This window comes from Lysobacter sp. yr284, assembly GCF_900107375.1.
Taxonomy (GTDB): domain Bacteria; phylum Pseudomonadota; class Gammaproteobacteria; order Xanthomonadales; family Xanthomonadaceae; genus Lysobacter.
The window spans coordinates 1-25,311 of the sequence record NZ_FNPT01000025.1; the positions used below are offsets into that span (position 1 = coordinate 1).

The following is a 25,311-nucleotide window of genomic DNA, read 5'->3' on the forward strand; positions in this document are numbered from 1 at the left end:
GCGCGAGCAAGCTGGTGTACTACACCCGCGCCGGCGCCGAGATCGGCGTGGCCTCGACCAAGGCGTTCACCACCCAGCTGGTGGCGTTGTTCACCCTGACCGCGACCCTGGCCAAGCTGCGCGGCGCGCTCAGCGACGAACGCGAAGCCGAATACCTGGACGCGCTGCGCCATCTGCCGGGCAGCGTGCAGCACGCGCTGAACCTGGAGCCGCAAGTCGCCGGCTGGGCCGAGCGCTTCGCGCCGAAGCACCACGCGCTGTTCCTGGGCCGCGGCGTGCACTACCCGATCGCGCTGGAAGGCGCGCTCAAGCTCAAGGAAATCTCCTACATCCACGCCGAAGCGTATCCGGCCGGCGAACTCAAGCACGGCCCGCTGGCGCTGGTGGATGCGGCGATGCCGGTGGTGGTGATCGCGCCGAACGACAAGCTGCTGGAGAAGGTGAAGTCGAACATCCAGGAAGTGCGCGCGCGCGGCGGCGAGATGTTCGTGTTCGCCGACCTGGACAGCCATTTCGGCGAATCCGAGCAGGTGCACGTGATCCGCACGCCGCGCCACGTCGGCGTGCTGTCGCCGGTGGTGCACGCGATCCCGGTGCAGATGCTGGCGTACCACGCGGCGTTGGCGCGGGGGACGGACGTGGACAAGCCGCGGAATCTGGCGAAGGCGGTTACGGTGGAGTAAGCGGGCGGCGCCGCGGGCCTTGGGCTCGCGGCGCTGGTTGCGGCTGGTGCTGCGACGGTAATAGCGACAGCAAAGGCAAGATCAAAATGGATTCCGGCGTTCGCCGGAATGACGGAGTGAGAGGTGCGCAGCGATCATCCGCCAGCGCCATTCCCGATCCGTCATTCCGGCGAACGCCGGAATCCATTTTGCTTTTCGCTTCGCCCGTGCCCGGCGAGAACCGAAGCGTTCCCGTCGTGCCGGGAGCCGCGGCGGCTGGCGCTGCTCTTGGTGCGGATCGCGCCGATGCCGACGCAGATCGCGCGCCGAGCGCGCCAGCCGCGCTACGTTCTCTTCACCTCCCCATGTCGCCGGCCTTACCGCCGCGCGCCTAATCTGGCGCGCATCGTTCCCGATGCAGGCATCGACATGCACATCGTGTTAGGCGGAACCGGACATGTGGGCTCGGCCCTGGCGTGCGAGTTGATCGCCCGCGGCGAGCCGGTGACCGTGGTCACTCACGACCCGCGGCAGCGCGAGCCCTGGAAGACGCGCGGCGCGCAGGTGGCGCTGGCGGACGTGCACGGCACCGCCGGCCTGCGCCAGTTGTTCCGCCAGGGGCGGCGGCTGTTCCTGCTCAATCCGCCGGCCGATATCGGCAGCGACACCGACGCGGTGGAGAAGGCCAGTCTGTATTCGATCCTGGCCGCGCTGGAGGATTCGGGCCTGGAAAAGATCGTCGCCGAATCGACGTACGGCGCTCAGCCGGTGGAGCGCGCGGGCGATCTCGGCGTGCTGTACGCGATGGAACGCGCGCTGGCGGCTCAGCCGATCGCCTTCAGCACGATCCGCGCCGCGTACTACATGAGCAATTGGGACGCGTCCCTGGCCAGCGCGCGCGAGGACGGCATCGTGCGCAGCTTTCTGCCGGCGGATTTCCGCCTGCCGATGGTGGCGCCGCGCGATCTCGGCCTGGCTGCGGCCGAGCTGATGACCGCGCCGGCCGACGAGCGCGCGCTGCGCTACGTCGAAGGCCCGCGGCGTTATTCGCCGCGCGACGTGGCGGCCTGCTTCGCCAGCGCGCTGGGGCGCGAGGTCGCGGTCGAGGAAGTGCCGCGCGATCGCTGGGTCGAGGGGTTTCGCGAGCAGGGGTTCTCGCAGGCGGCGGCCGAATCGTATGCGGCGATGACCGCGTTGACGGTCGACCGACTGGAACTGGCGGACGATCCGGTGTGCGGGGCGACCGGCTTGCGCGAGTACATCGACGCGTTGGTCGCAGCGGGGTGACGCCGCGGCGTCAGGTCTGCGGCGGCGCAGGCGGCGCAGGCGGAGCGTCGGCCGGGTCGGGGTAATACGCCGCGAATTCGCGATGGCGCCTCAGCGCATCCGGACGATAGGCCGTCCGGCGGTCGCAGATGGTCACGCTGTGGGCCTGCAGGCGTTGCAGCACCGTGGGGTCCAGGTCGGGCCCGGGTCCGCGCGTCGCGCTCGGCCAGCCGGCGATCCGCGACAGGAACGGATACCGCTGCCGCTGCGCGAATATTTCGCAGTGCTGCAGGCCGCATGCGTCCGGGTACAGCTGCAGCTTGCTGCGGTCCAGTTGGATCGGCGGCTGCAGTTCCTCGAGTTCGTCCACCATCCAGGCCAGCGCGATGTCCGACAGGCGCGATTCGTCTTCCGGGTAGCTGCCGCCGATGTCGGAGTGGTTGCCGGCGAACCAGCGCTGCTTGAAGCGGCATTGCTCGACCTGCTGCCGGTTGCTGCCGCCGCCCCAGGTTACCCGGCCGAACTGGCGGCGGTTTTCGTCGATCGCCAGGGCGTGGCGGACCTGCGGGATGCGCCGATCCAGCAGTCGGTCGTAATGTTCCGAGTTCCACAACGCCAGGTGAAAGCGCGGGCCGTCGCCGCGGACATCGGCCGAGGCGTAGCGCAGCGTCGCCTTGAGGTAGGCGGCAGCGACGCCCAGGCCCAGCGTCGCCAGCGTGGCGGCGAACGCGATCCATCCGCCGCCGCCGAGCCAGGACTCGCTCGCCGCGCCGATCGCGATGGCGGCCAGGACCGAAACCAGCAGCCCGGCCAGGATCAGCAGCATGCGCGCCGGCAGCGGCAGGCCCAATGCGGCGACCGCGTCGAACACGCCGACGAATTCGGGATACACCTCGCCGTGGTCCGGGTGCTCGCCGGCGGCGTACTTGCGGCGGAAGCGGCGGGCGATGGCTTCGCGCTGGAACTCGAAGCGCTCGCGCGGATGGCCCGCGCCGTGCTCGTACACCCGGGTCACCGCTTCTTCGGCGATCGCCCGCAGCGCGCGGCCCGCCCGCGGCAGCGGGCCGCCGCGGCCGTCGCCGGTCGGCACGCCGCACAGGTTCAGTACGTTGGCGACGCAGCGCACCGTGTAGCCGCCGCGGCTGAAGCCGAACAGGAAGACCCGGTCGCCCGGTTCGTAGCGCTTGAGGATCGCTTCGTAGCAATCGACCACGTTGCGGCTGAAGCCCAAACCGAACGCCAGCCCGGCCAGCGACCTGAGCCGCTGCCACAGATTCAGGCGCACGCCGCCGGCGGCGGTGGCGGTGCCCAGGCCGGGGTCGTAGAACGCCACCTGGCGCTTGGGGTCGATGGCGCTGTCCGGGCCCACGCGGGTGGCGCGGAACAGCTTGTAGATGTTGCTCAACTGCTGGTCGGGCCGCACGCCGCCGGCCTGGCCGGTGCCGTCGGCGAAGATGAGGATGGTCTTGGGCATGTCGCGCGGTCGTTGCGGCGGGTCGGGCCGGCTCCGCGCAAGCCGATGCGCGGGCGGGAGGCGTGGGCGCGGACGCGGCCTAGACCACGTCGGCGACGCCCTTGCCGGCCTTGACCACGGCCTTGGCGTCGCCCGACGCGAGCGCGCCGGCGAGGACCACCAGCGCGGCGACGATCTCCAGGCCCTTGCGCACCGTCTTGACCGTTTCGATGCGGGCCTTGGCGTCGGCGATGGCCTGTTCGATGTTCTGCCCGGCCTGCGCCGAGGCGTCGAGCGCCGCGCCGAGATTGACCGCGGCCACCACCGAGGCCTCGGCGCGCAGTTCCATTTCCTTGATCCGCGCGTCGGTGTACTCGTCCAGGTCCATCTTGCCGGCGGCGTAGGCTTGCCTGCTGCGGTCGCGGATGGCGTCGGCGGCGTCGTCGAGTTGGTTGGCGAGGTCGAACGCGGATTTCTTGGCTTGCGCCAGCGGGGTCGGCATGGGAGCGCTCCGGAATTAGAGGGTGGCGAAGCTCTGGCGGATCGACTTGAGGTCTGCGGAGGCCTTGCGCAGGGTAGCCTGGAGCTGCTTGTCGCCGAGGCGGTCCACGTTCCGCAGCAGCGCGCTGTGCGCCGCGCGCACCTGGGCGAGCCCTTCGGCCGCGGCTTTCTGCGCCTTCAGCGCATCGGCCTGCGCGGCCTTGTCGATGCGCGCGGTGCGCCGCAGCAGCGTCACGACCGCGTCGCGCCGCGCGGGGGTGAGTTCGCTGTCGCCCTTGAGTTCGGCCGTCCACGCGGCTTCGCGCAGTTCCGATTGCGTGTCGTAGTTTTTGGCTTCGTCGCGCAACACGATGCCGTAGGCCTCGGTAGCCAGCTCCATCGCCTCGAGCAGCTTGTCCATGTCCTGGCCGTTGCGCTCGACCATGTGCTTGACGTCCTTGGCCTGCTGCGCGGCCAGCGCCCAGTCGGCCACGCGCCGGGCGATGTTGCTGTAGGCCTGCACGTGGCCGGCGTCGATGTGCAGATCTTCGGAAGCGACGATGGCATCGGAGACCTTGCCCAACTCGGCCGACACCGAATACGCGTCCTCGCCCGCCAGCAGCGCCAGCGCGGCCAGGTAGCCGGTGGTCGTGGCGTGCAGCTTGAGCAGGGTGTCCTTGTCGCGCGCGCTGACCGTGCGCAGGTTCTGCAGTTTCGTGCGCAGCGGGTCGTAGCGCTTGTCCGGCGGCAGGTCGGCCAGCTGCCGGTCGGCGCTGGTGACATAGCGTTCGGTCACGCCCTGGTAGCCGGTCATGCGCGCCGAGGTGCCGGCGAACTCGCGCACCGGGCCGAGGTTGACGCAGCCGCACAACAGCGCGGCCAGGACCAGGCTGCCGGCGCAGCCGATTTGCCTCAAGGCAAGCATGAGCATTCCCCAGTGAGATGTCGCGGACGGTCGATCCATTCAACCGCCGGACGGCGTGGCTTGCCTGCCGGCGCGTTTGCGAAGTCGTGGTGCTGCGTAGGGTCATACGGATTGGCGCGGGCGTACCGGCCGTATCGGGCGCCCGTGGATTGCGGCGGCGCCGTTGGCCGCGCGGGCGGGCCGGGCGGACGCGGCCGCCGGCGCGTCCGCGATGTTTCATTTCTGAAATGTCCTGCCCGACGCGGCAGCGGCGTTTGTTCGGGGGTGACCGGCGCGTCCGCATACCTGCATCGGGCGGCTCGGTCGAACACCACAGGCAATGGAGCGCGGCGCCGCAAGCGCCGCGATGGCGGCGCTTTGCGCCGGGCACAGGGAGAGGTATATGCCGCTGGGACGCTTGCTCAATCTCAATCAGATCGTCGCCGGCGTGCGTCCGGCGCCCGCGGCCGTGTCGGTCGCCGCGCCGATCCGGATTCCCGGCGTCGTGGTCGCGCCGCCGGTGCATGCCGCCACGCCGGTGGTGGTGGCGCCGCCCGCGCAAGCTGCGCCGGCCCAGCCCACGCCGGCCCAGCCGGCGCCGACGGTGCGGGTCGCGCCGCCGTTCATGCCCGGCGCGGCGCTGCGGGTGAACCCGGCGATCGTGCGCGCGCAGCCGGCGATCGTCGCCCAACTGGAAGGCCGCACGCTGCGGCCGCGCCTGGACGTGCTGCGTCCGGGCCTGCTGCCGAACGCCGGCGGCGGCATCGCCCGCGCCGATTCGGCCTATCCGATCAGCCCGAACGCGACGCCCGACGACCGCTGCGTATTCGAGGACGCGAAGAACCCGCAGCAACGCTACTGGCTGCCGCGCTTTCGCCTGCGCAGCGCCGGCGGCCAGTACGAGATCAAGATCGCCCAGGGCCAGGACGGCCTGTGGGCGGTGAGCCTGGCGCTGGAGGCGTTTCCCGCGCCGGAGATCGCCGAAGCCGCGCGCACGATGGTGATGATGGGGATCAACCGCAGCGCGGTGATCGCGTACCGCGCGCCGGGCACCTCGATCGAGCAACGCCTGCCGGTGGCCGAGCTGATCGACGATCCGCGCGGCGGTTGCGTGGCGATGCTGCACCTGAGCCTGGCCGAGCGCGACGGCCTGTTGCGCGCGTTCATGGCCGCCGATGCGCAGTGCCGGCTGATCGTCTCGCGCGGCTACACCGTGGCGGTGCCGCGTCCGGCCGAGACCGCGCCGGACGCGCCCAAGCGCCAGCTGATGATGGTCAAGGGCCAGATGCAGCTGCTGCGCGCGCCGGCGGCGATGTTGCGCGCGCAGGCCATGGTCGCGGAGGTGGCGCCGCCGCCTCCGCCGGGCGTGGCCGCAGCCCGGCTCGCGCCGGGCGCGCTGAAGGCCGCGGCGATCCGTCCGATCGGCGGCGAGTCGATCATCGCCGGCGACGAGGTGTTCCCGCGCAAGCCGTTCCCGCGGCCGCGGCCGATGCCGTTCCCGCGCCCGCAGCCCGAGCCGCAGCCGCAGCCGCAACCCGCGCCGGAACTGCGCTACGACATTTCCAACCAACTGCAGGACTGCGCCATCGCCCTGCTGTTCGAGCCGCAGCTGCATCCCTACCTGTATCCGGCCGGCAGCAACACCGGCGCGCAGGCGACGCGCTGGGTCGTGCACGCGCTGCGCTATCCGGCCGACAGCGGCCGCGTCCACGCCTATTTCCAGGACATGAACGATCCGGCGCGGATCTACTACCTGCCCGATTCGTTCAAGCTCGCCCGCCGCGGCGACGCGCCGCACGCGCCGGCGCTGGTGTTCCAGGTCGACCAGGGCGACAACGCCGAGCAGGCGATGGTCGACTTGACCTGCGAAGTGCGCCCGGTCACCGACGGCGAGCGCCTGCTGGCTGCGCGCCGCGCCCTGGCCGACAAGGTGCCGGCGAGCGCCGACAACCCCAACCGCGAGTTCGAACTGCGCCTGCTGCGCGCCAGCTCGAGCTTGCAGATGTCGCTGCTGCGCAACGGCGCGGTGCGTTCGCAGGCGGTGCCGGCGACGATCGACTGGGACAACGGCTTCACCCTCAACGAGCGCTTCGAGTTCAAGGACTTCCAGGACGTGTTCGGCGTGCTGATGACCGCCGGCGGCGCGTCCAACCTGCTGCAGGGCAGCGTGGTGGTGGCCAGCGGCGTCAACGAGAACGTGATGGTGCCGGTCAAGCTCAATTTCGCCGACATGGAAGGCGAGCTGTTCCGCTCGATCGAGACGCCCGACGCGCAGACCGGCGCGGTCGCGGTCAAGTTGATCAACGTCACCGAGAGCACCCTGCGCATCACCCAGCTGCCGGTGTGGATCACCCGCGGCGAAGGCCTGGTGGAAGGGCGCATCGAAGGCATGGACCTGAGCCAGCCGGTGGAGATCGCGCCCGAGCAGGGCCGCGACTTCGTGGTCCAGCCGGCCTCGCCGCCGGCCGGCCCGCTGCCGGCCGACGCGATCTTCAACACCGCCTCGGTGCGCACGATCCCCGACGGCGAGGCGATCCTCAAGTACACCCTGGACGACCGCATCGACCAGGAAACCGTGCGCGCGGTAACGGTGATGACCGCGCCGGAAGTGCTGGCCAACGCCGGCGGCGAAGGCGGCGAGATCCTCAACATCGTGGTCGAGTTCCGCGGCAACCGCCGGGTGGTGCTCGGCGCGGCCACCACCAGCGCCGACATCGAGGTGCCGGTGCCGCTGATGGACATCCTGTTGCGCAAGGACAGCGAGGGCTTCTACGAGTACCGCCAGACCGTGGTGTACAAGTCCGGGCAGAAGGCGCCGGCCACGCCGTGGCGCCGCGACGACGCCGGCGTGCTGTTCGTGACGGCGCTCTGACATGTCCTTCGCCGCCCGCCCCGACTGGCGCTCGCCGTTGCCGATCGCGCAACGCCTGGCCTACGCCGCCTACGACCAGCCCGGACGTTTCCTGCTGCCGCCGCAGGCGCTGGTGGCCGGCCGCGTCGAAGGCGGTTCGCCGCTGCGGCTGGACATCGTCCAGCAGGACCGCGGCAACGCGCTGGCGCGCTATTCGATCCTGTCGCTGGCCTTCGCCGCCGACTTCGGCCTGGACCCCGCGCGCCGGGCCGCGTTCGAGCTCGGCCAGCGCGTGCAGCTGGCGCCGCTGCCGGTGGAAGGCGGCTGGCTGCGGCTCAACGCGGTGCAGGCGCTGGACCTGCCGCCGGCGCTGGACGAACTGCTGCCGCTGGACGCGGCCAGCCTGAGCGCGATGAACCTGGCCGTGCGCCTGGATAGCGCCGGCACCGACCTGTTCGTGGCGGCGCTGCAGCGCGGCCTGCTCGCGGTCGGCGCCAGCGCCTGGCTGCGCGTGCGCGGCGTGGCCGAGCGGGCGCCGCTGAGCCTCGCCTTCGATCCGGCCGCCCTGCTCGCCGCGGTGCGCGGCCTGAGCGGCGGCGCCGACGAGATCGACGCCGCGCTGCTGCGCCAGCGCCTGATCGACGCGCCGCAACTGCTCGGGCTCGGCTTACCCGAACGCTCTGGCGAGGTGCCCGCGAGCGTGCTCGCCGACGCGGTACTCGACCGCATCGCCGCGCGCCTGGCCGCGCCGAAACCCTCGCCGGCCGACGCCGCGCCCGGCGTGCGGCTGGTGTTCGATCCGGCGGCGATGGCCTCCGGCCGGGTGCAGTGGAACCTCGCCGATGCGTTGCTGGCGCCGCGCCTGCTGATCCTGGAGGCCGACCCGCTCGGCCCGCTGCGCACGCTGCCGGCCGGCGAACTGCACGACGCGGTGGTGCGCCGCTTCGATGCGCGCGCCCTGGCCAGCGGCTGGCGCAGCCTCAGCGTGCGCGCCAACCTGCCCGAGCGGCGCATCGGCGTGATGACCTCGCAGGTGGACGTGCAGGTGCCGGCGCGGCCGCCGGCGCGCATGACCACGCTCAAGGCCAGCGCGCCGCTGGCGGCGTCCGACAAGCCGGTCGCGCTGGACCTGCGCCTGTCGCCTAGCGAGCCGCTGGCCTACCAGTGGCAGACCAGCGCGGTGGTGCTCAGCGACGGCCGCGCGGAAACCCTCAAGGGCCCGCTGCGCAGCGGCGAACGCGAACACCTGCTGGTCGGCCCCGACGACTTCGGCCTGCGCCTGCTGCCGGTGGAGGCCGAGCCGGCGTTCCTGCAGCAGGCCGACATCGAGGTCGAATGCTTCGGCACCCGCAAGGGCAAGCCGTGGAGCGCGCGCGGGCCGCTCGACGCGGCGCGGCCCGCGCTGGCCTTCGCCGTGCCGTTCGATGTCGACGACGCGCAGATCCGCGCGCTGGCGCGCGCCCGCGACGGCGGCGCGCAGCGGCCGATGGCGCCGCAGCCGGCCGACGGCCTGCGCCTGGACGCCTTCAGTTTCGACGGCAGCGGTTCGCGCGAACTGGCGCTGAGCTGCGAGTTCGACGACGACGCGCGCCAGTGCGCCATCGAGATCGCGCCGGAGGACGGCATCGACGATCCGTTGCGGCGCAAGCGCCTGAGCTTCACCCGCGCGCGGCCGCAGCAGGACTGGGGCTGGCTGGCGCTGTCGCCGTTCCGCAGCGGCTATCGCTGGCGCTGGAACGCGCAGGCGCCGTGGTCGCCGGTGCTGCAGCCCGATGCGCCGCTGCGCTTGCGCAGCAGCCAGGCCGCGCTGGCGGCGACGGCCGGTTGATTGATCGCACATCATCACAGGAAGGATCGAATGAACGCGGACAAGGACGAAGCGGGCGCCGGCGACCAGGCCGGCGGATACGAACAAGTGCAGGGCGTGCTGGTCGCGCAGGACGCCGACGGCGGCTGGCGCTACCGCGCGCGCGCGCCGGGCCTGGCGCGCGGCCCCGACGGCCGCGCCCAGTTCACCCTGGTCGGCGCGGGCGCGATCACGATGCTGGCGTTGACCGCCAGCTGGGGCGTGCCGGCCGCGACCCTGGATGCGGTGCGCGCCGAACTGGCCGCGCGCGCGCAGGTGCCGGCGGCGCAGCTGGGGCTGGCGCCGGCTGCGGTGGAGGTCGGCACGGTGCGGTTGTTGCTCGGCGACGGCGCCGGCGGTTTCGAGGAACTGGGCAAGGCCCAGTCCTCGGGCGTGCCGCCATACCACGCGGCGTTCAATGTGATGCTCGACGCGGAGCGGGCGGCCAAGGTGCGCAAGGCGCTGGGCGGCGAGCGCGGCTGGCTGCAGCTGAGCTACGAGGTGCGCGACGGCGTCGAGCCGCGCCGCAGCAGCCACACGCACAGCGAGGAGTCGCTGGCGGTGGACGCGTCCGTGCGCGATGCGCAGGGCGAAGCGGGGTTGAGCGCGCGCATCGACTACAGCGAGCGGATCGAGGCCGACAGCGGCCGGGCCGAACCGCGCACGCGATCGTATTCGGCCGACGCCGTGGATTGGGGGCTGCCGAAGCAGTGAAACGATCCGCCGCGCGGCGCGGCGGACGGGGCGATTGGAGCGGGACGCGACTGCGGGTCGGCTGAGCGAGCGCCGACGCAGCCGCAGCCCGGTCTCAACGGCGCGAACGTGCGCCGGCGGCATGGCCGCGACACAGGCGAACGACATCCGCACGCGGCGCCGGCCTGCTCCGGTCCGCGACGGTAACGCTCGTACCGGACACCGCGTGCGCGCCTGGCTGGCGCGCGCCGACAGGCGCTTTCGCGCTCGCGAAACCGCGAAAAAATACCTGCAAATCGTGTGTCTTTTTGTGTCCGGAGAGAACTGTGATCGGCGTTGGATGATTCGAGCCGGCAGCGAGTCCGGCGGCGGATCGCAGTCGCAGCCCGCCGCGCGGCGGGCGGGCGAAGGAACACGGCGCGCCTGCAACGCGCCAGGCAACGAACCGTCGCGGGGACCGCCCGGGACATCTCAGGACAACGCGTTTTTCAGGACACGGATAAGGAGCAAGTCCATGCTTAAGATCGACAAGGTCGACACCCTCTTCGACCACGTGGTGTACGGCGACGACGCCAACGATTTCACCTACTACATCATGCCCAACGCGCCGACCTTCGCGAAGATGGCCAGCGGCGGCCTGGCCATGCGCTTCGTCGAATACGGCCAGATCCGCGAGGACGGCGGCAAGAAGTTCGGCGGCTTCATCGCCTTCGACACCGAGCTGTCGGTGCCGGCCGACGTGCAGAAGAAGATCGCCGACGACCTGCAGAAGAAGCTGGCCGAGAAGTACAAGGGCAAGACCGTGCCCAAGGTCGCCATCGCTCCGGTGCTGTGGACCGACGGCACCGTCGAGCTGCTGCTGACCGAGGGCGGCGCGCTGGTGGAGAAGATCCGCGGCGCCGGCAAGCCCTCGATCTACGGCAAGAACATCGCCTCGTTCATGGTAGAGCTGTCCGAGCTGGGCACGGCGATCTTCAAGGAGACCCTGAGCACCGGCTCGGCCTCGGCGGTGCAGGTGGTCTACAAGATGAACTGCTACATGCGCCTGCCGGAGATGAAGGCCTGGGGCACCTGGAACGCCTCGGAGTTCTACAGCTTCTTCCAGGACATCAACACCGAGGACAACTTCTGGAGCGAGGACAGCTACACCGAGGTCGTCAACTCCAGCCGCTACAAGAACGACGTCACCAAGACCCACTTCGACTTCGTCCAGGCGCCCAACCTCAGCGCCGAGGACAACGCCAAGCTCGAGTCCGACATCCGCGCGATCATCAACAAGCAGCTCGAAGCCGCGGTCCAGCGCAACATGCTCAAGGAGATCGCCGAAGTCGATCCCAACACCAAAGAGCTGCGCGAAGGCTCGGGCATCGAGGACATCCGCCGCACCGTCAACAAGTCGCAGATCGCCAACGTGCGGGTGGAGTGGAGCGAGGCCAAGGCGGTCATCGTCAACCGCAACCCGCAGGGCATGCTGCCGACGATCACCTCGCTCAAGGACGACAAGAACAAGGCGCTGAAGTGGGAGGACTACTACTCCAAGATCAACCTGGACGAGTTCCTCAAGACGGTGCAGGTGGTGATGCGGGTCAACGCCGACTTCGCCAATCTGCCGATCCACAGCGTCGAGGTCAAGATCCGCTATCCCTACGGGCCGAACAAGAAGGTCCAGGAGTTCGTGTTCACCAAGCCCGATGACGTGGCCAAGTTCGAGGCCTTCGTCCACGAGGGCAAGCGCGACTTCACCTACCAGGTGACGGTGAACTACAAGGGCGCGACGTTCAAGCAGGTGTCGGAGGAGATCAAGACCGACGACACCAACCTGACCATCAACGTCGACGACCTCGGCGTGCTGGCGCTGGACATCGGCCCGGGCGACCTCGACTTCGCCCAGGTGCCGCGCACCCAGGTGACGGTGCGCTACAAGCACGGCAAGCAGCCGGTCGAAGCCAAGTTCAACATGACCAAGGACACGCCGACCTTCCAGCTGCGCAAGATCATCGGCAAGCCGCGCACCGAGGACATCGACCTGGAGTTCCTGTACACCCTCGCCGACGGCCGCCAGATCAAGAAGACCGACAAGCAGCAGGCCAAGGAACTGTTCGTCGACGATCCGTTCTCCTCGACCAAGACCGTGAGCTTCCGCGCCGCCGGCAACCTCAGCGAGGAGATCGCCTCGATCACGGTCGACGCCAGCTACACCGACTCGGCCAACAAGTACAACCAGAAGACCATCGTCACCCTGTCGAGCGAGATGACTTCCTTCGACTGGACCTTCCCGGTGGTGGACGAGACCCTGGGCGAGGTCAAGTACTCGGTGACCACGCTGTTCGCCGACGGCACCAGCAAGGAAGAGGCCGAGAAGGTGGCCGCGCGCTCGACCATCCTGGTCGGCAAGAAGCTCGACCAGCTCGAAGTCTCGGTGGTGCCGGACCTGCTGAACTGGGACGAGCTCAAGCTGGTCAGCGTGTCGCTGGCGCACGGCACCAAGCGCATCGACCTGCGCTTCAAGCCCGGCGACGAGGAGAAGAGCTGGAAGCTGCCGCTGACCGACGGCGAGGCGCCGGACTACAAGGCCACCGTGACCTACTTCCTGACCGACGGCACCCGCAAGGTGGTCGGCCCGGAAACCAAGGACGACATGACCTTGTTCCTGGAACTGCCGACCGCCTGAATCCGGCGCAGCGCGCGCGCGGCGGCTGGGCCGCCGCGCGCAAGCCCCCTCCATCGCACCACGCCTGATTCGGAAGGAGTCCGATCATGCTTCTCCTCGACAGCCGCAGCCGCGAGATCAACGGCATTTCGGTCTTCCCCGACCACGCCGATCCCGAGCAGTGGTACTACATGCCGCTCAACCCGCACCTGACCACCGTGCGCGACAACACGCTCGGCCAGGACGTGCCGCAGTTCCTGCTGATCGGCTTCCGCGGCGACGCGGGCACCGGCGGCTTCCTCAACTTCGACTGCAACCTCGGCGCCAGCCAGAAGCAGATCGACGACCTCGCGCGCGAGATCGCCAACAGCGAGAACCTGCGCAACAAGCCGCGCATCGCGCCGGTGCCGCTGGAAGACGGCGGGGTCAAGCTGATGATGCTCGGCAAGGCCAGCGGCGACACCGCGGCCACGCCCGGCGGCGGCCCGCAGTTCGTGCTCAAGATCGACCACAACGCCAAGCCGGCGCTGTACGGCGCCAACCAGGCCTCGTTCTCGGTGCGCCTGGACCAAGACGGCTACACCGTCATGGAGCAGTGCCTGGAAGGCGAGATCCTGCCGGTGGCGGTGATCTACTCGCTGGACTTCCTCGGCCTGCGCCCGGCCTACAACATCCGCCTGTCGATCGACTGGGACCGGGTGCAGAAGCACATGGACGAGAGCTTCTCCGGCGGCAACATCTTCTTCAGCACCGAGATCGGCAAGGCCGTGGACGAACTGGTCGAGAGCCGCGCGATCGTGCTGGAGTCGGACACCTTCGTCGCCGAGGGCGAGGACACCAAGGGCATCATCGACCGCCGCGACGCCGCCCTGGCGCAGGTGCGCAACATGGTCACCGACGCGTTCTTCCAGCCCAGCCTGCCGCCGTGGTCGCCGGAGAAGAAGAACGACTTCGAGCGCGGCCTGGACGCGATCGGCAAGTTCGCCTCCGAATCCTCCGCGCGCGCCGCCGGCGGGCCGATCGGCGCGCTGCTGCCGAGCTTCAGCTACAAGCGCATGGACTACAAGCGCATCGACAAGAAGAAGCTCAACGTCAATTTCTCCGAGCGCGTCGCGATCAAGCGCTCGATCTATCCGCAGGGGCACCTGGCGGCGCTGTTCAAGACCATCCGCGAAGGCAACGTGCCGCGCGACCGGCTGGTCAAGCAGATCAGCCTGGACAACGATTTCTTCAAGAAGCGCCGGGTCAAGGTGATCTCGCGCGCGGACCTGGCCGCCGACGACATCGGCAGCGTCAACGTGCGGGTGCGCTACGGCGACAAGGCGCAGAACGCGCTGCTCGGCGCGAACCAGGGCGAGGCCAGCTTCGAGTGGCTGAGCCAGCTCGACAAGGGCCAGATGAAGCGCGAGGTCCAGGTCGAGTACGAGGTCAGCTTCAAGGGCGTGGACGCGGCCGAGCGGCCGACCAAGCTCAAGTCCAAGCCGCAGACCTTCGACGTGGAGAACGTCGAGATCATCCCGCGCGACCTGTACGCGATCAACACCGTGCCGGTGCTGGCCGAGAACTTCCCGTGGGACCGCTACAGCTCGGTCGACGTGTTCCTGCGCTACCGCGACCCGGCCAACAAGATCAACCAGAACGACCTGGTGCGGCTGACCAAGGACGCGCCCTCGGGCAGCTGGAAGATGTTCATGCTCGACCCGGCCAAGACCGCCTACGAGGTGCGTATCGTCCACCACGGCCTCAGCGGCGGCGACACCGTGCGCGACTGGGCGCCGCTGGACGAGCCGCAGGTGATGGTGCGCAACCCGTTCCCGACCCGGCGCGTCGTGCAGGTGGTGCCGAACTTCAACTGGAACGAGGTGCAGGAGGTGTTCGTCGACCTGCGTTACGCCGACAAGGCCAACAACGTCCAGGAAGACATGCAGATGTCGTTCCAGGAAGGCTCGGCCTCGCAGGTGTTCGCCGTGGACCTGCGCAATCCAGAGGTCAAGGGCGTGTTCTACAGCGTCAGCATCCTCTACAAGGACGGCCGCGACATCGAGGAGATTCCGGAGTCGGTGACCAACAGCAATCGAATAATGCTCAAGGCCGGCATGAAAGGAAGACGCATCGTCACCGTAAAGCCGCCCTTGGACTTCGCCAAGCGCAAGATGCGCAAGGTCAAGGTGTCGCTGCGCTTCGAGGACTTCACCGGCGGGCTGTCGTTCGCCGAGGACTTCGAGTTCGCCGACGCCCAGGCCAGCGGCGAGTTCGAGTACGACTACCTCGACGCGGCGCGCATGCGCTACGAGTACAAGGCCAGCTACCTGCTCGAGAACGGCACCAACAAGAACGTCAACTGGGCGGCGGCGGAGACCACCGACCTGGTGTTGAAGATGCCCTGACCGGGGCGCGCATCGAGCAAGGCAACGCTCGGTCGCCGTTTTCTCGCAAGTGCGTCATCCCCGCGCAGGCGGGGATCCAGAGACTTCGGCGCCATGCTCCGGCGAAGCCCTGGGTTCCCGCGTTCGCGCGAACGACGCAGCCAGAAGGGCGCCGCCGCCTGCCGCGATAACCCAGAACAAGGAACGGCCGCGCCCCGCGCGCCACCGCAGAGCCCACGGAGTTCGTCATGCTCAGCCTGGAAAAACCCATCACCATCGACGGCATCACCGTCTTCCGCGACCACGCCGACAAGAGCCAGTTCTGGTACCTGCCCGGTCCGGTCGACCTGGCCAAGCGCCAGGCCGACGGGCGCAAGGAATTCAACTTCCTCAAGTACCGCGTCGCCGACGCCTCGGCCGCGGACAAGGGCGGCGGCTTCGTCACCTTCGTCACCACCTTGCAGCTGCCCTCGTCGATGGAATCGAAGATCGTCGGCCGGCTCAACGCCGAACCCGGCGCGGTGCCGCCGGTGCGGCTGACCTGTGCGACGTTCGAAGAGGGCACGGTGCAGTGCATCGCCCTCAACGTGCAGGGCGGCGGCGGCACCTCGGCGCAGCCGGCGGCGCCGGGTACGTTCAACGCGGTCGAGCACATCCTCGGCGCGACTGTGCCGTCGATGGACGCGGCCAACCGCGCCGCTTTCAGCCTGAGCCTGTCGGCCGAGGGCGCGACCATCCTGGAGCAGGCGCTCAGCGACGGCATGACCCCGATCGGGGTGGTCTACGACTTCAAGTACCTGGCCATGCGCCCGGCGCTGCGGGTCACCATCACCGCCGACTTCGAGCGCATCTACAACCACTTCAGCGCCAGCCTGGAAGGGCAGTACGCCTGGTTCAAGGCCGGCATCGACGCGGCGTTCGAATCGCTGGTGCAGAACGGCGTGATCGACATCCAGGTCGAGGCCTTCACCGACGCCGAAGACAAGCGCGACCAGGAGAAGTGGGCGCTGGATTTCTTCAAGAACGACCTGCTGAGCAAGTGGTTCGAACCGACCCTGGTGCCGGGCAAGCTGGCGACCGAGGCGGCCAACGCAGGCGGCGGCCAGAGCGGAGGCTCGGGTAGCGGGCAGGGCGGCGGCACCGGCGGCAGCGGCGGATCCAGCGGCGGCAGTTCGGGCGGCAGCAGCGGCGGATCGAGCGGCGGCAGTTCGGGCGGCAGCAGCGGCGGATCGAGCGGCGGCAGTTCCGGCGGCAGCAGCGGCGGATCGAGCGGCGGCAGTTCGGGCGGCAGCAGCGGCGGGTCGAGCGGCGGCAGTTCGAGCGGTAGCAGCGGCGGATCGAGCGGTGGCAGTTCGGGCGGCAGCAGTGGCGGATCGAGCGGCGGCAGTTCGGGCGGCAGCAGCGGCGGGTCGAGCGGTGGTAGTTCGGGCGGCAGCGGCAGCGGATCGAGCGGCGGCAGTTCCGGCAGCAGCGGCGGCGGTTTCGCCGGCGGCACGTCGGGCGCGAGCGGCGGCGCCGGCAGCAGCGGCGGCACCGGCGCGGGCGGTGCGACCGGCGGTACTGGCGGCAGCACCGGCGGAACCGGCGGAACCACTGGCGGCACCACGCCGCCGGCGCCGCAGATCCAGCCGGCCGCGCTCAGCGTCGATTCGACCGAGCCTTCGCCGTTGCCGGCGGGCCTGGGCGTTACCCACACGCCGGCCGCCAGCGGCCTGGCCGAGACGATCACCGTGACCGGCGCCGGCGCCGTGGTGAAGGTCGACGACCAGGTCGTCGCCGCCGACGCGCAGGGCCGCGTCAGCGTCACCGTCAACCCGGACTCGGCCAAGCGCATCGACGTCGAGTGGCCGGCGAGCGCGCGCGACCAGACCTTCGGCCTGTTCTTCGATTTCGACAAGCCCGCCGAATCGGGCTGGAAGACCAACCCGCCGTCGCCGCAGTTCCGCGCCTACGTGGACAACACCACCACCGACCCGCGTTATCGCGACGCCTCCGGCACGCTGCGCATCGAAGGCGACGGCGACTGGAGCGGCAGCGAACGCGGCGCCGATCGATTGATGGCGTGGATCCGCAGCCTGCCGACGCCGCGCAACCTCAATTTCCAGGCCTACGCCAGCCACGAGCACGTCAGCGGCGCCAGCGAGAGCCAGCGCGAGCAGTACAACCGGCGGCTGTCGCAGCGCCGGCTCGACGTCGCCCTGGCGGTGGCCAAGCGCGCCGGCGTGCCGATCACGGTGACCACGCAGGCTGCCAACGGCGACGTCGTGCCCGCGGCGCGGCCGGGTTCGCACACGCCGATGGGCGGCGACCCGGACAACCGCGTGGTCCACGTCAGCGGCCGCGCCGCCGGCACCACGCCGAACCGCTGGCACGGGCGCCTGCGCCGGCCCGCGTCGGTGACGCCGCCGAATCCCAATCCGAATCCGAACCCCAATCCGAATCCGAATCCGAATCCCAACCCGAATCCGAATCCGAATCCAAACCCCAATCCGCACCCCAATCCCAATCCCAATCCGACGCCGACCGTGCCGACGCCGCCCACCGCGGTCAGCCTCTCGCTCAAGCTCAAGTTCGTGCACCAGGAAGAGCGCAAGAAGCTGACCCTGCGCTACAACCGCGCCGAGGCGGTGCGCCGCACCTACGCGCCGCAGGGCTTCTTCGGGCTGATGCTCGGCGACCTCAGCGACAAGTCCAAGTACTTCAAGGAAATCGATCTCGACGACCCGTTCTTCCGTCAGTTCGCGGTCGAGGCCAGCCTGCCGATCGCGTTCGAGCCGATCGACCTCAAGTCGGTGCAGCTGGCGCTGGACTACGGCGACAAGAGCAAGCCGCGCGACCACAAGCACGCCGACTTCGTGTTCGGCCCCGGCGACACCGCGGCCAAGCGCTTCGAAGTGTTCATGAACCAGACCCGCGACATCGGCTACGAAGCCTCGTACCAGTACCACTTCGATCCGCAGTCCGACTGGGCCGCCGACCGCACCTCCTACACCGTGCCGGCCGAGCGCACCGAGGACCGCACGCTGTTCGTCAATCCCTACGAGCACGTCGAGTTCCGCCAGATCACCGCGACTGCCGGCGATGTCGACTGGGACGTGGTCGAGGCCATCGACGTCAAGCTGCAGGCGCGCGGCTACGCCTCGCCCGAGCCGAAGACGACGCTGACCCTGACCGCCAGCTCCGGGCCCAAGACCTGGCGCCTGCGCGGCGCCAGGCCGGCGCCGGCCAACCGCGGCGTGACCTACCAGGTCGTGCAGCGGCGCAAGGGCGTCTCGCAGCCCGATCCGGCCACCCCGGCGGTCGAGGTCGACGTGCCCGAGCTGCTGGTCCACGACAGTTTCGAGGACGCGCTGCAGCTGGAATTCATTCCGGTGTTCGACCCGGCCGCGGTCAAGCGCGTCTACATCGACGTGAAGTACGAGGACGGCGCCTACAAGCGCAACGAGCGCATCGAAATGGCCGGCTCGCAGGCCGACCCGATCAAGCTGCGCATTGCGTTGAACAACAAGGACAAGCGCAAGTACCGCCGGCGCTTCACCTTCGTCGGCATGCAGGGCCAGTTCGACCAGCGCGCCTGGGTCGAGGACAGCGAAGAACTGGTCGCGGTGCAATAAGGGGAGGAACGGCATGGACGCAGGCAACGCCAGGGACGGCTTCGACACAGGGAGAGCGAGCGTGAGCGACGCGATGCCGCGGTGCGCCGGCGGCGACGGATTGGCCGCGCCGGTCGCGGCGACGCTGCAGCGGCTGCGCGCGGTGCTGCCGCAGCAGGCCGACGCGGCGCAGGCGCGGCTGGCGCGCGCGCTGGCGCCGCTGGCGGCCTCGCGCTGGCCGGAAGTGGCGTGGAGCTTCAGTTCGCTGACCAACACCGGCCTGCCGGTGGAGTTCGCCTGGACTTCGCGCGAAGCGGCGGTGCGCTGGACCGCCGAGGTCGCCGAGCCCGAAGCCGACGACGCGACCCGGCTGCAACGCGCCGCGCAGGCGCTGGACTGGAGCGGCGACCTGCGGCCGTGGCTCGATCACCAGCGCGGCGCGCGGCTGAAGTTCGGCGCCTGGGCCTCGGCCCGGCACGGCGAGGATTTCGCCGCCAAGCTCTACGCCGACCTGCCCGAAGGCCGGCTGCCGCCGCAGTGGCGCGGCCGCCATCGCCTGTTCGATTCGGCCTTGCTGTTCTGGCGCATGTGCGGGATCAACCCCGACGGCAGCGTCGAATGCTACGCGCGCGCCGACGAACTCGACCTGGCCGCGCTGCGCGCGCTCGCCCGCGTCGCGCTCGGCGACGAGGCTGCGTTGCTGCAGCGCCTGCAGCGGGTGCTGCCGGCCGACGATCTGCCGCGGCCGTCGGGGATCAGCCTGGCGCTGTCGGCGCAGGGCGAGGTGCGCGCGCTGACCTGGTTCACCTTCGCCAAGGCGCTCTTCCGCGACGACGCCCAGGTCGAAGCCTGCCTGCGCGCGCAGGGCGAGGGCGCGTCGGCGCAGGTCTACGCCGCGCTCGCCGCCGGCCCGGCCGACGGCCGCTGGCGCCACGGCATGATCGGCGTCGGCGCCGACATCGCCGGCAACGCCTGGGTGCAATGCGGCGTGCGGCCGACATGATCGACGCGACCCGCGCCGCGTGGCCCGGCCCGACGCGCAGCGCGCCCGCGCGCGTCGCCGCGCCGGCTTACTTCATCGCCAGCGACGTCGTCCTCGACGGCCAGCGCCTGCGCGACCGCAACGGCTTCGTCACTGCGCTGGGCGTGCGCGCGCTGCGCCGCGCCGGCTTGCCGGTGCCGGCGGCGATGCTCGACGCGCTGGCGCAATGCCGCTCGGCGCGCGGCGGTTTCCGCTTCTGGCCCGAACGCGCGCATCCCGATTGGGCGCCGCGCCTGCCCGACGACGCCGACGACACCGCGATCATGCTGCTGGAACTGCTGCACGCCGGCCGGATCGAACGTAGCGACGCCCACCGCACCGCCTGCCTGGCCATCGCCCGCCGCCGCATCGCCCACCTGCCGCTGCTGCGCCCGCCGTGGCTGCGCACCGGCGTGTTCGCCACCTGGGCCCGCGACGGCATCCGCCGCGACCTCGTCGACTGCACCGCGACCGCCAACGTGCTGGCCGTGTTCGCGCACTTGCGGCTCGCCCATCTGCCCGGCGTGCGCGAGGCCGCCGACATGCTCGCCGCGGCGCTGCGCTGGGCCGGCGACGACGCCTTGCGCGCGGCCAGCCTGTCGCCGTTCTATCCCGACCCGGTCGAATTCGTCCTCGCCCTGGAACATGCCGCCGAATGCGGCGCGCCTGCGGCGGGCGAGCTGCATCGTCTCGCCGCGGCGACCGCGTGGGGCAGCGACGCGCCGGCGCGCAGCGAGCGGCCCGATCATGCGGTCTGCGGCAGCCCCTACGGCATGGCGGCCTGGCGCTCGCCCGAGCTGGCGCGCCTGCGCGCGTGGGCGCGGCGCAGCGGCGCCCTGCGCCACCGCGACCTGCAGGCCGAGTTCGACGAGCAGATCACCGCGATGGCGTGAGCGGCGGCGATCTTCTCGCCATGGCGACCGTGCGCAGCGACCGGCCACACCGCGGTCGCGGCTCGCGCCGCTCCTACAGCCAGCCTTCGAAGCCGCGACGTGCCCCTTGTAGGAGCGGCGCAAGCCGCGATCGCGACACCTCGACCACGACGAACCTCCCACCGCCGCCGCGCCCGCTCCGACCTCGCCGCGCACCTTCCCCCCGACAGGCCGCCGCGCCGCGCGACACCGCAAAAAACGAAGCCCGGCCTGAGCCGGGCTTCGTTCTCATCGATCAGGACCGCACCGGCCCCGCGACGCCCTCGATCAGGGCTTGGGCGCGTAGCGCAGGGTCACGAACCACTCGCGGCCCGGCTGGTTGTAGTACGACACGGTCTCGTACTCGCGGTCGAACACATTGGCCACGCGCGCCTGCAGGCTCAGCGCATCGTTGAACGCGTACTCCGCGCGCAGGTCGAAGGTGCCGTAGCCGCCCAGGCGGCCGCTGTTGGCGACGTCGTCGTAGCGCGAGCCGTAGCCGACCGCGGTGGCGCCGACGCGGAACTTGCCGAAGGCGCGGTCCAGGTCGATGCGCGCGCTGTGCTTGGCGCGGCGCGGCAGGTCGTTGCCGCGGTAGAAGCCGACCCGGTTCTCGGTGTCCAGCCAGCTCGCGCTCGCCGCCAGGGTCCACTCGGCGAAGGTGGTGTCGACGCCGATCTCGGCGCCGCGCATGCGCGCGCGTTCGATGTTGTTGGGCAGGTTGATCGCCGAGTCGAAGGTGATCAGCTCGTCCACGCGGGTGTCGAAGCCGTCGATGCGGGCGTTGAAGTTCTCGCCGCGGTAGGCCAGGCCCAGTTCCCAGGTCTTGGATTCTTCCGGCTTGAGGTTGTGGTTGCCGAAGAACGGGTAGTACAGCTCGTTGAAGGTCGGCGCCTTGAACGCGGTGCCGTAGCCGACGGTGACGCGCCAGTTGTCGGCGAAGTTCAGGCCCCACGCGGCGCCGCCGGTGGTGTGGCCGCCGAACTGCTCGTTGTCGTCGCGGCGCACGCTGGCTTCGAACGACTGGTTGCCGAACCGGCCCTGGTACTGGACGAAACCGGCCTTGTTGTCGCGCGAACGCTCGTCGTAGGTGGTGTCACTGCGCACTTCGTCGCGCAGCCAATCGAAGCCGGCGCTCAGCAGGTGGCCTTCGGCCAGGGTGAAGTCGGCCTGCAGGGTGGCGCTGTCGCGGTTGGTGCTGAAGTACCCCATCGGCACCGCGCCGAGGAAGTTGTCGGAGCTGTCGACGTTGCGCCCGCCGGTCAGCTGCACGTGCACGCGCTCGCTCGGACGCCAGTCGAGCTTGCCGCCGATCACCTGCTGCACGGTCTGGGAGTAATTGACGAAGCTGCCGTCGTAATCGTTGCGGCCTTCGGCGCGCAGCGCCTGGCCTTCGACGCTCCACTGGTCGTTGATCTCGACGCCGCCGCGCAGCGACAGCGCGTGGCTCTCGTAACCGTCGCGGTCGGGCTCGTCGGTGAAGCAGCCGGCGAACACCGGGAAGCCGGCGCCGCGGCAGGCGTTGATGCCCTGGGTTTTGCGGAAGCTGTAGTCGGCGCCGAACCAGCCGCGGCCGCTGCGGCCGCCGAAGCCGGTGCCGAACTCGACCGTGCCGTTGCTGCCGCCGCCGGCGTGCACGCGCGGGGCGAAGCCCTGGCGCTCGCGGCGGGTGAACACCTGGATCACGCCGCCGATGGCGTCGGCGCCGTACAGGCTCGAACGCGGTCCGCGCACGATCTCGACGCGGTCGATCAGTTCCAGCGGCAGGTCCTGCAGCGAGGCCAGGCCCGAGGTCGGCGAGCCGATGCGGATGCCGTCGACCAGCACCAGCACGTGGTCGGATTCGCTGCCGCGCAGGAACAGCGTGGTCAGCTTGCCGGCGCCGCCCTGGTTGGAAATGGTGATGCCGGCGCGGCCGCGCAGCAGGTCGTTGAGGTCGCGCGCCTGGCTGCGTTCGATGTCGGCGCGGTCGAGCACCTCGACCGGGGTCAGCAGGTCGTTGACGCTGACCGCGGTGCGGTTGGCGGTGACCACGACCTGGTCGAGATCGGTGGCCTCGCCGGCGGGCGCGGCGACGGCGGCGGCCGGCAGCGCGAGCGCTCCGGCGATGGCGAGGGACAGCAGCTTGAAACGACGCATGGGGCACTCCTGCGCGCGCGATCCTGCGCGCGCCACGTACGGCGAAGGGCGGCAGCGGGGGAGGGCGAACGCAGGCGAGCCGGCGCGAAGGCGCGGCGACCGCCGCGATGCCCTCCGCATCGCAACCTGTGGGGGCTTCGGGGCCGGTCTCCGGACTTGCGGGCCGAACCGGCGGACCGGTCCTGGCGCGGCGCCTTCCCATGCCGGTGGCGCGAGGCCGGTGGCACAGTGGCGTTTGCCGCGCTGTGGCGCGCTTACCGTTGCGGGGGCAGTGCCGGACTGGCCGCGGCGGGATCCTCGATCCGCGCCTTCAGGCGTCACCGGCTTCCCGTTTCAACCCGGCGGCCTGGCCGCGGGGTCACCTCGAAGCGGGGCGCAGTGTACGCGAAGTGGGCAGCGGCTGCCTGAGGGCGCGGCGGCGCGCGCCCGGCGGGCGCAAGCCCCGACTGGCGGCGCGGTCAGCCAACGTGTTTCGAAGCGACGAACCCAACGCTCTCGATCCCGCCCGGCGCCCTCCCTGCTCCCGCTGGCGGGAGAAGGGAGCCCGAAGGGCCGGATGAGGCCCGACGCGGCCGCTCAATCCCGCCCGTCGTTGCCTTCGTTGCCGTCGCGATCCTCGTGGCGATCCTCATCGACCCCACCCTCGCGGCCGTCGTCGTCGCGGTTGAAGTCTTCGCCGTGCGGCTCCTCGTGCACCCCGCCGAAGCCGCCGCCGCTGTCGTCGCGGCGCTCCTCGTTATGCACCGTAGTCCGCACCGGCCCAGCCGCCGGCTTGTTGCGCGGCGCCGGCAACAGCGCGGTCGCGGCCTCGGCGGCCAGGATCAGCTCCTGCCGGCGCTCGTCGGGAATCTCCTGCCAATGGCAGTCCAGCAGCGCGCCCTCGATCGCGTAGAGCAGGTTCAAGGTCGGCTTGAAGCCGGCGCGCTTGACCCGCATGAACGCCTCGACCGTGCCGATCGCGGCGACGTCCTCGTGCGTGCGCAGCCCCACCTGGCGCAGCCACGCCGCGCTCTTGGGGCCGATGTTGCGCATCTTGGTTCCGCTCATGCCAATGACTCCACATACACCTGGGCCAAGGCTTCCAGGCCGGCTTGGTCGTCGGCGTCGAAACGGTCCGGGACCGGGCTGTCGATGTCGAACACGCCGATCAGTTCCGCGCCGCGGGTCAGCGGCACCACCACTTCCGAACGCGAGGCCGCGTCGCAGGCGATGTGGCCGGGGAACGCGTGCACGTCGGCCACGCGCTGGGTGAGGCGGCTGGACGCGGCCGCGCCGCACACGCCCTTGTCGAGCGGAATGCGCACGCAGGCCGGCAGCCCCTGGAACGGGCCGACCACCAGTTCGGTGCCGTCGAAGAAATAGAATCCGACCCAATTGAGCTGCGGCAGGGCCTGGTTGACCAGCGCCGACAGGTTGGCGGCGTTGGCGATGCGATCGCGCTCGCCGTCGAGCAGCGCGCGCGCCTGCTCGACCAATTGGGCGTATTGCTCGGACTTTTGGCCCGAAAGTGTGGAGGCGGTAAACATCTTCGGAGTGTAACAGCGGCGTCCGCTGCGACTACCATGGCCGCCGGGCGGCGCCGGGAAAGCGCGAGATCAGTCACAGGCGCCGCCGATCCTTCCGACAAGCGCGCCGCCGGCCGTGCGGGCCCGTCCGCGCGCCGCGGCGGCCCCAGCCGCGAGACTCCCGCATGATTCCTGCCCACCGGCTTGCCGGCCTGTTCGTCACCGGCACCGACACCGGCATCGGCAAGTCGGTCGCCAGCGCCGCCCTGCTGCATGCCCTGCGCGCCGGCGGCGCCCGCGCGGTCGGCATGAAGCCGGTCGCCAGCGGCTGCGAGCCCGGCCCGGACGGCTGGCGCAACGAGGACGCATTGCTGCTGCAGGCGGCCAGCGATCCGCGGCCGCGCTACGGAGACGTCAACCCGTACGCCCTGCCGCAGCCGCTGGCGCCGGAGATCGCCGCCGCCGAAGCCGGGGTCGAGATCGCGCTGGAGCCGATCCTGGCCGCGCACGCGCGCCTGGCCGCCCAGGCCGACACCGTGGTGGTCGAAGGCGTCGGCGGCTGGGCCGCGCCGGTCAGCGACCGTCTCGACCAGATCGACCTGGTGCGCGCGCTGAAGCTGCCGGTGGTGCTGGTGGTCGGCCTGCGTCTGGGCGCGATCAACCACGCCCGCCTGAGCGCGCGCGCGATCCAGGCCGACGGCGCCGAGCTGATCGGCTGGATCGCCAACTGCATCGACCCGCACATGGCGCGCGCCGACGAGAACTTCGAGATCCTGCGCCAGCGCCTGCCGGTGCCGTGCTGGGGCCGGCTGCCGCATGCGGCGGATCCCGATCCTGCCGTGCTGGCCGCCGTTTTGCAGCCGATCTACTGAAGCCGCGCGATCTCCCTGCGCGCGATTTCCCTGTAGGAGCGGCGCGAGCCGCGACCGCGGGGGTTCCGCTCGCGCCGCTACGGTCGTCGTAGTTGCGTC

At 70.6% G+C, this 25,311-nt stretch carries 17 protein-coding genes and 1 riboswitch; of the genes, 11 read left to right on the top strand and 6 right to left on the bottom strand.

All coding sequences use genetic code 11. The features are described 5' to 3' along the window. A partial coding sequence (locus BLV01_RS22355) for an SIS domain-containing protein (protein ID WP_139179090.1) occupies positions 1 to 683 on the top strand: 683 nt, incomplete at its 5' end. Between the two features lie 408 nt (positions 684 to 1,091). Next, positions 1,092 to 1,949 carry an NmrA family NAD(P)-binding protein gene (locus tag BLV01_RS22360; protein ID WP_091805389.1) on the top strand — a complete coding sequence of 286 codons (858 nt, stop codon included), beginning with the start codon at positions 1,092 to 1,094 and terminating at the stop codon, positions 1,947 to 1,949. Between the two features lie 10 nt (positions 1,950 to 1,959). Here BLV01_RS22360 and BLV01_RS22365 read toward each other — a convergent pair whose 3' ends face one another. The 3 genes from BLV01_RS22365 to BLV01_RS22375 all read right to left on the bottom strand — a co-directional run bounded on the left by BLV01_RS22365 (position 1,960) and on the right by BLV01_RS22375 (position 4,786). Then, complete coding sequence (locus BLV01_RS22365) at positions 1,960 to 3,402, bottom strand: phospholipase effector Tle1 domain-containing protein (RefSeq protein ID WP_091805392.1); 1,443 nt, start codon at positions 3,400 to 3,402, stop codon at positions 1,960 to 1,962. A gap of 79 nt (positions 3,403 to 3,481) precedes the next feature. After that, a complete protein-coding gene (locus tag BLV01_RS22370) occupies positions 3,482 to 3,883 on the bottom strand; it encodes a hypothetical protein (RefSeq protein WP_091805394.1) in 402 nt (133 codons plus the stop codon). 15 nt (positions 3,884 to 3,898) lie between these two features. Continuing rightward, positions 3,899 to 4,786, bottom strand: coding sequence for a hypothetical protein (locus BLV01_RS22375; protein WP_139179093.1), 888 nt, complete (start codon positions 4,784 to 4,786; stop codon positions 3,899 to 3,901). A gap of 382 nt (positions 4,787 to 5,168) precedes the next feature. Here BLV01_RS22375 and BLV01_RS22380 point away from each other — a divergent pair, with 382 nt between their 5' ends. From BLV01_RS22380 to BLV01_RS22420, 8 genes are all read left to right on the top strand, one after another. After that, positions 5,169 to 7,637, top strand: coding sequence for a hypothetical protein (locus BLV01_RS22380; RefSeq protein WP_091805400.1), 2,469 nt, complete (start codon positions 5,169 to 5,171; stop codon positions 7,635 to 7,637). Between the two features lies 1 nt (position 7,638). After that, a complete protein-coding gene (locus BLV01_RS26470; protein WP_091805403.1) occupies positions 7,639 to 9,444 on the top strand; it encodes a hypothetical protein in 1,806 nt (601 codons plus the stop codon). Positions 9,445 to 9,474: 30 nt separating this feature from the next. Continuing rightward, complete coding sequence (locus BLV01_RS22390) at positions 9,475 to 10,176, top strand: hypothetical protein (RefSeq protein ID WP_091805406.1); 702 nt, start codon at positions 9,475 to 9,477, stop codon at positions 10,174 to 10,176. Between the two features lie 493 nt (positions 10,177 to 10,669). After that, entirely contained in the window at positions 10,670 to 12,826 is a 2,157-nt protein-coding gene (locus tag BLV01_RS22395; protein WP_091805408.1) for a hypothetical protein, read from the top strand. A gap of 86 nt (positions 12,827 to 12,912) precedes the next feature. Further along, complete coding sequence (locus tag BLV01_RS22400; protein ID WP_091805411.1) at positions 12,913 to 15,192, top strand: hypothetical protein; 2,280 nt, start codon at positions 12,913 to 12,915, stop codon at positions 15,190 to 15,192. Positions 15,193 to 15,419: 227 nt separating this feature from the next. Beyond that, entirely contained in the window at positions 15,420 to 18,785 is a 3,366-nt protein-coding gene (locus tag BLV01_RS26475; RefSeq protein WP_175486205.1) for a hypothetical protein, read from the top strand. 61 nt (positions 18,786 to 18,846) lie between these two features. Further along, positions 18,847 to 19,767, top strand: coding sequence for a hypothetical protein (locus tag BLV01_RS22415; protein ID WP_139179096.1), 921 nt, complete (start codon positions 18,847 to 18,849; stop codon positions 19,765 to 19,767). Next, a complete protein-coding gene (locus BLV01_RS22420) occupies positions 19,764 to 20,678 on the top strand; it encodes a hypothetical protein (protein WP_175486207.1) in 915 nt (304 codons plus the stop codon). Before BLV01_RS22415 ends, BLV01_RS22420 begins: the two co-directional genes overlap by 4 nt. 306 nt (positions 20,679 to 20,984) lie before the next feature. Here the strand turns inward: BLV01_RS22420 and btuB are convergent, their stop codons facing one another. The 3 genes from btuB to BLV01_RS22435 form a co-directional block, all read right to left on the bottom strand. Continuing rightward, positions 20,985 to 22,835 carry a TonB-dependent vitamin B12 receptor gene (btuB, locus tag BLV01_RS22425; RefSeq protein WP_091805420.1) on the bottom strand — a complete coding sequence of 617 codons (1,851 nt, stop codon included), beginning with the start codon at positions 22,833 to 22,835 and terminating at the stop codon, positions 20,985 to 20,987. Between the two features lie 123 nt (positions 22,836 to 22,958). Then, a riboswitch (cobalamin riboswitch) is annotated at positions 22,959 to 23,216 on the bottom strand. Positions 23,217 to 23,411: 195 nt separating this feature from the next. Next, positions 23,412 to 23,882, bottom strand: coding sequence for a TfoX/Sxy family protein (locus BLV01_RS22430; RefSeq protein WP_091805423.1), 471 nt, complete (start codon positions 23,880 to 23,882; stop codon positions 23,412 to 23,414). Continuing rightward, positions 23,879 to 24,361, bottom strand: a complete 483-nt coding sequence (locus tag BLV01_RS22435; protein ID WP_091805426.1) for a GAF domain-containing protein — start codon at positions 24,359 to 24,361, stop codon at positions 23,879 to 23,881. The genes BLV01_RS22430 and BLV01_RS22435 overlap by 4 nt, the downstream gene beginning before the upstream one ends. A gap of 164 nt (positions 24,362 to 24,525) precedes the next feature. Here BLV01_RS22435 and bioD point away from each other — a divergent pair, with 164 nt between their 5' ends. After that, positions 24,526 to 25,212: a dethiobiotin synthase gene (gene bioD / locus BLV01_RS22440; protein WP_091805429.1), complete on the top strand. Its 687-nt coding sequence runs from the start codon at positions 24,526 to 24,528 to the stop codon at positions 25,210 to 25,212. Positions 25,213 to 25,311 lie beyond the last annotated feature (99 nt).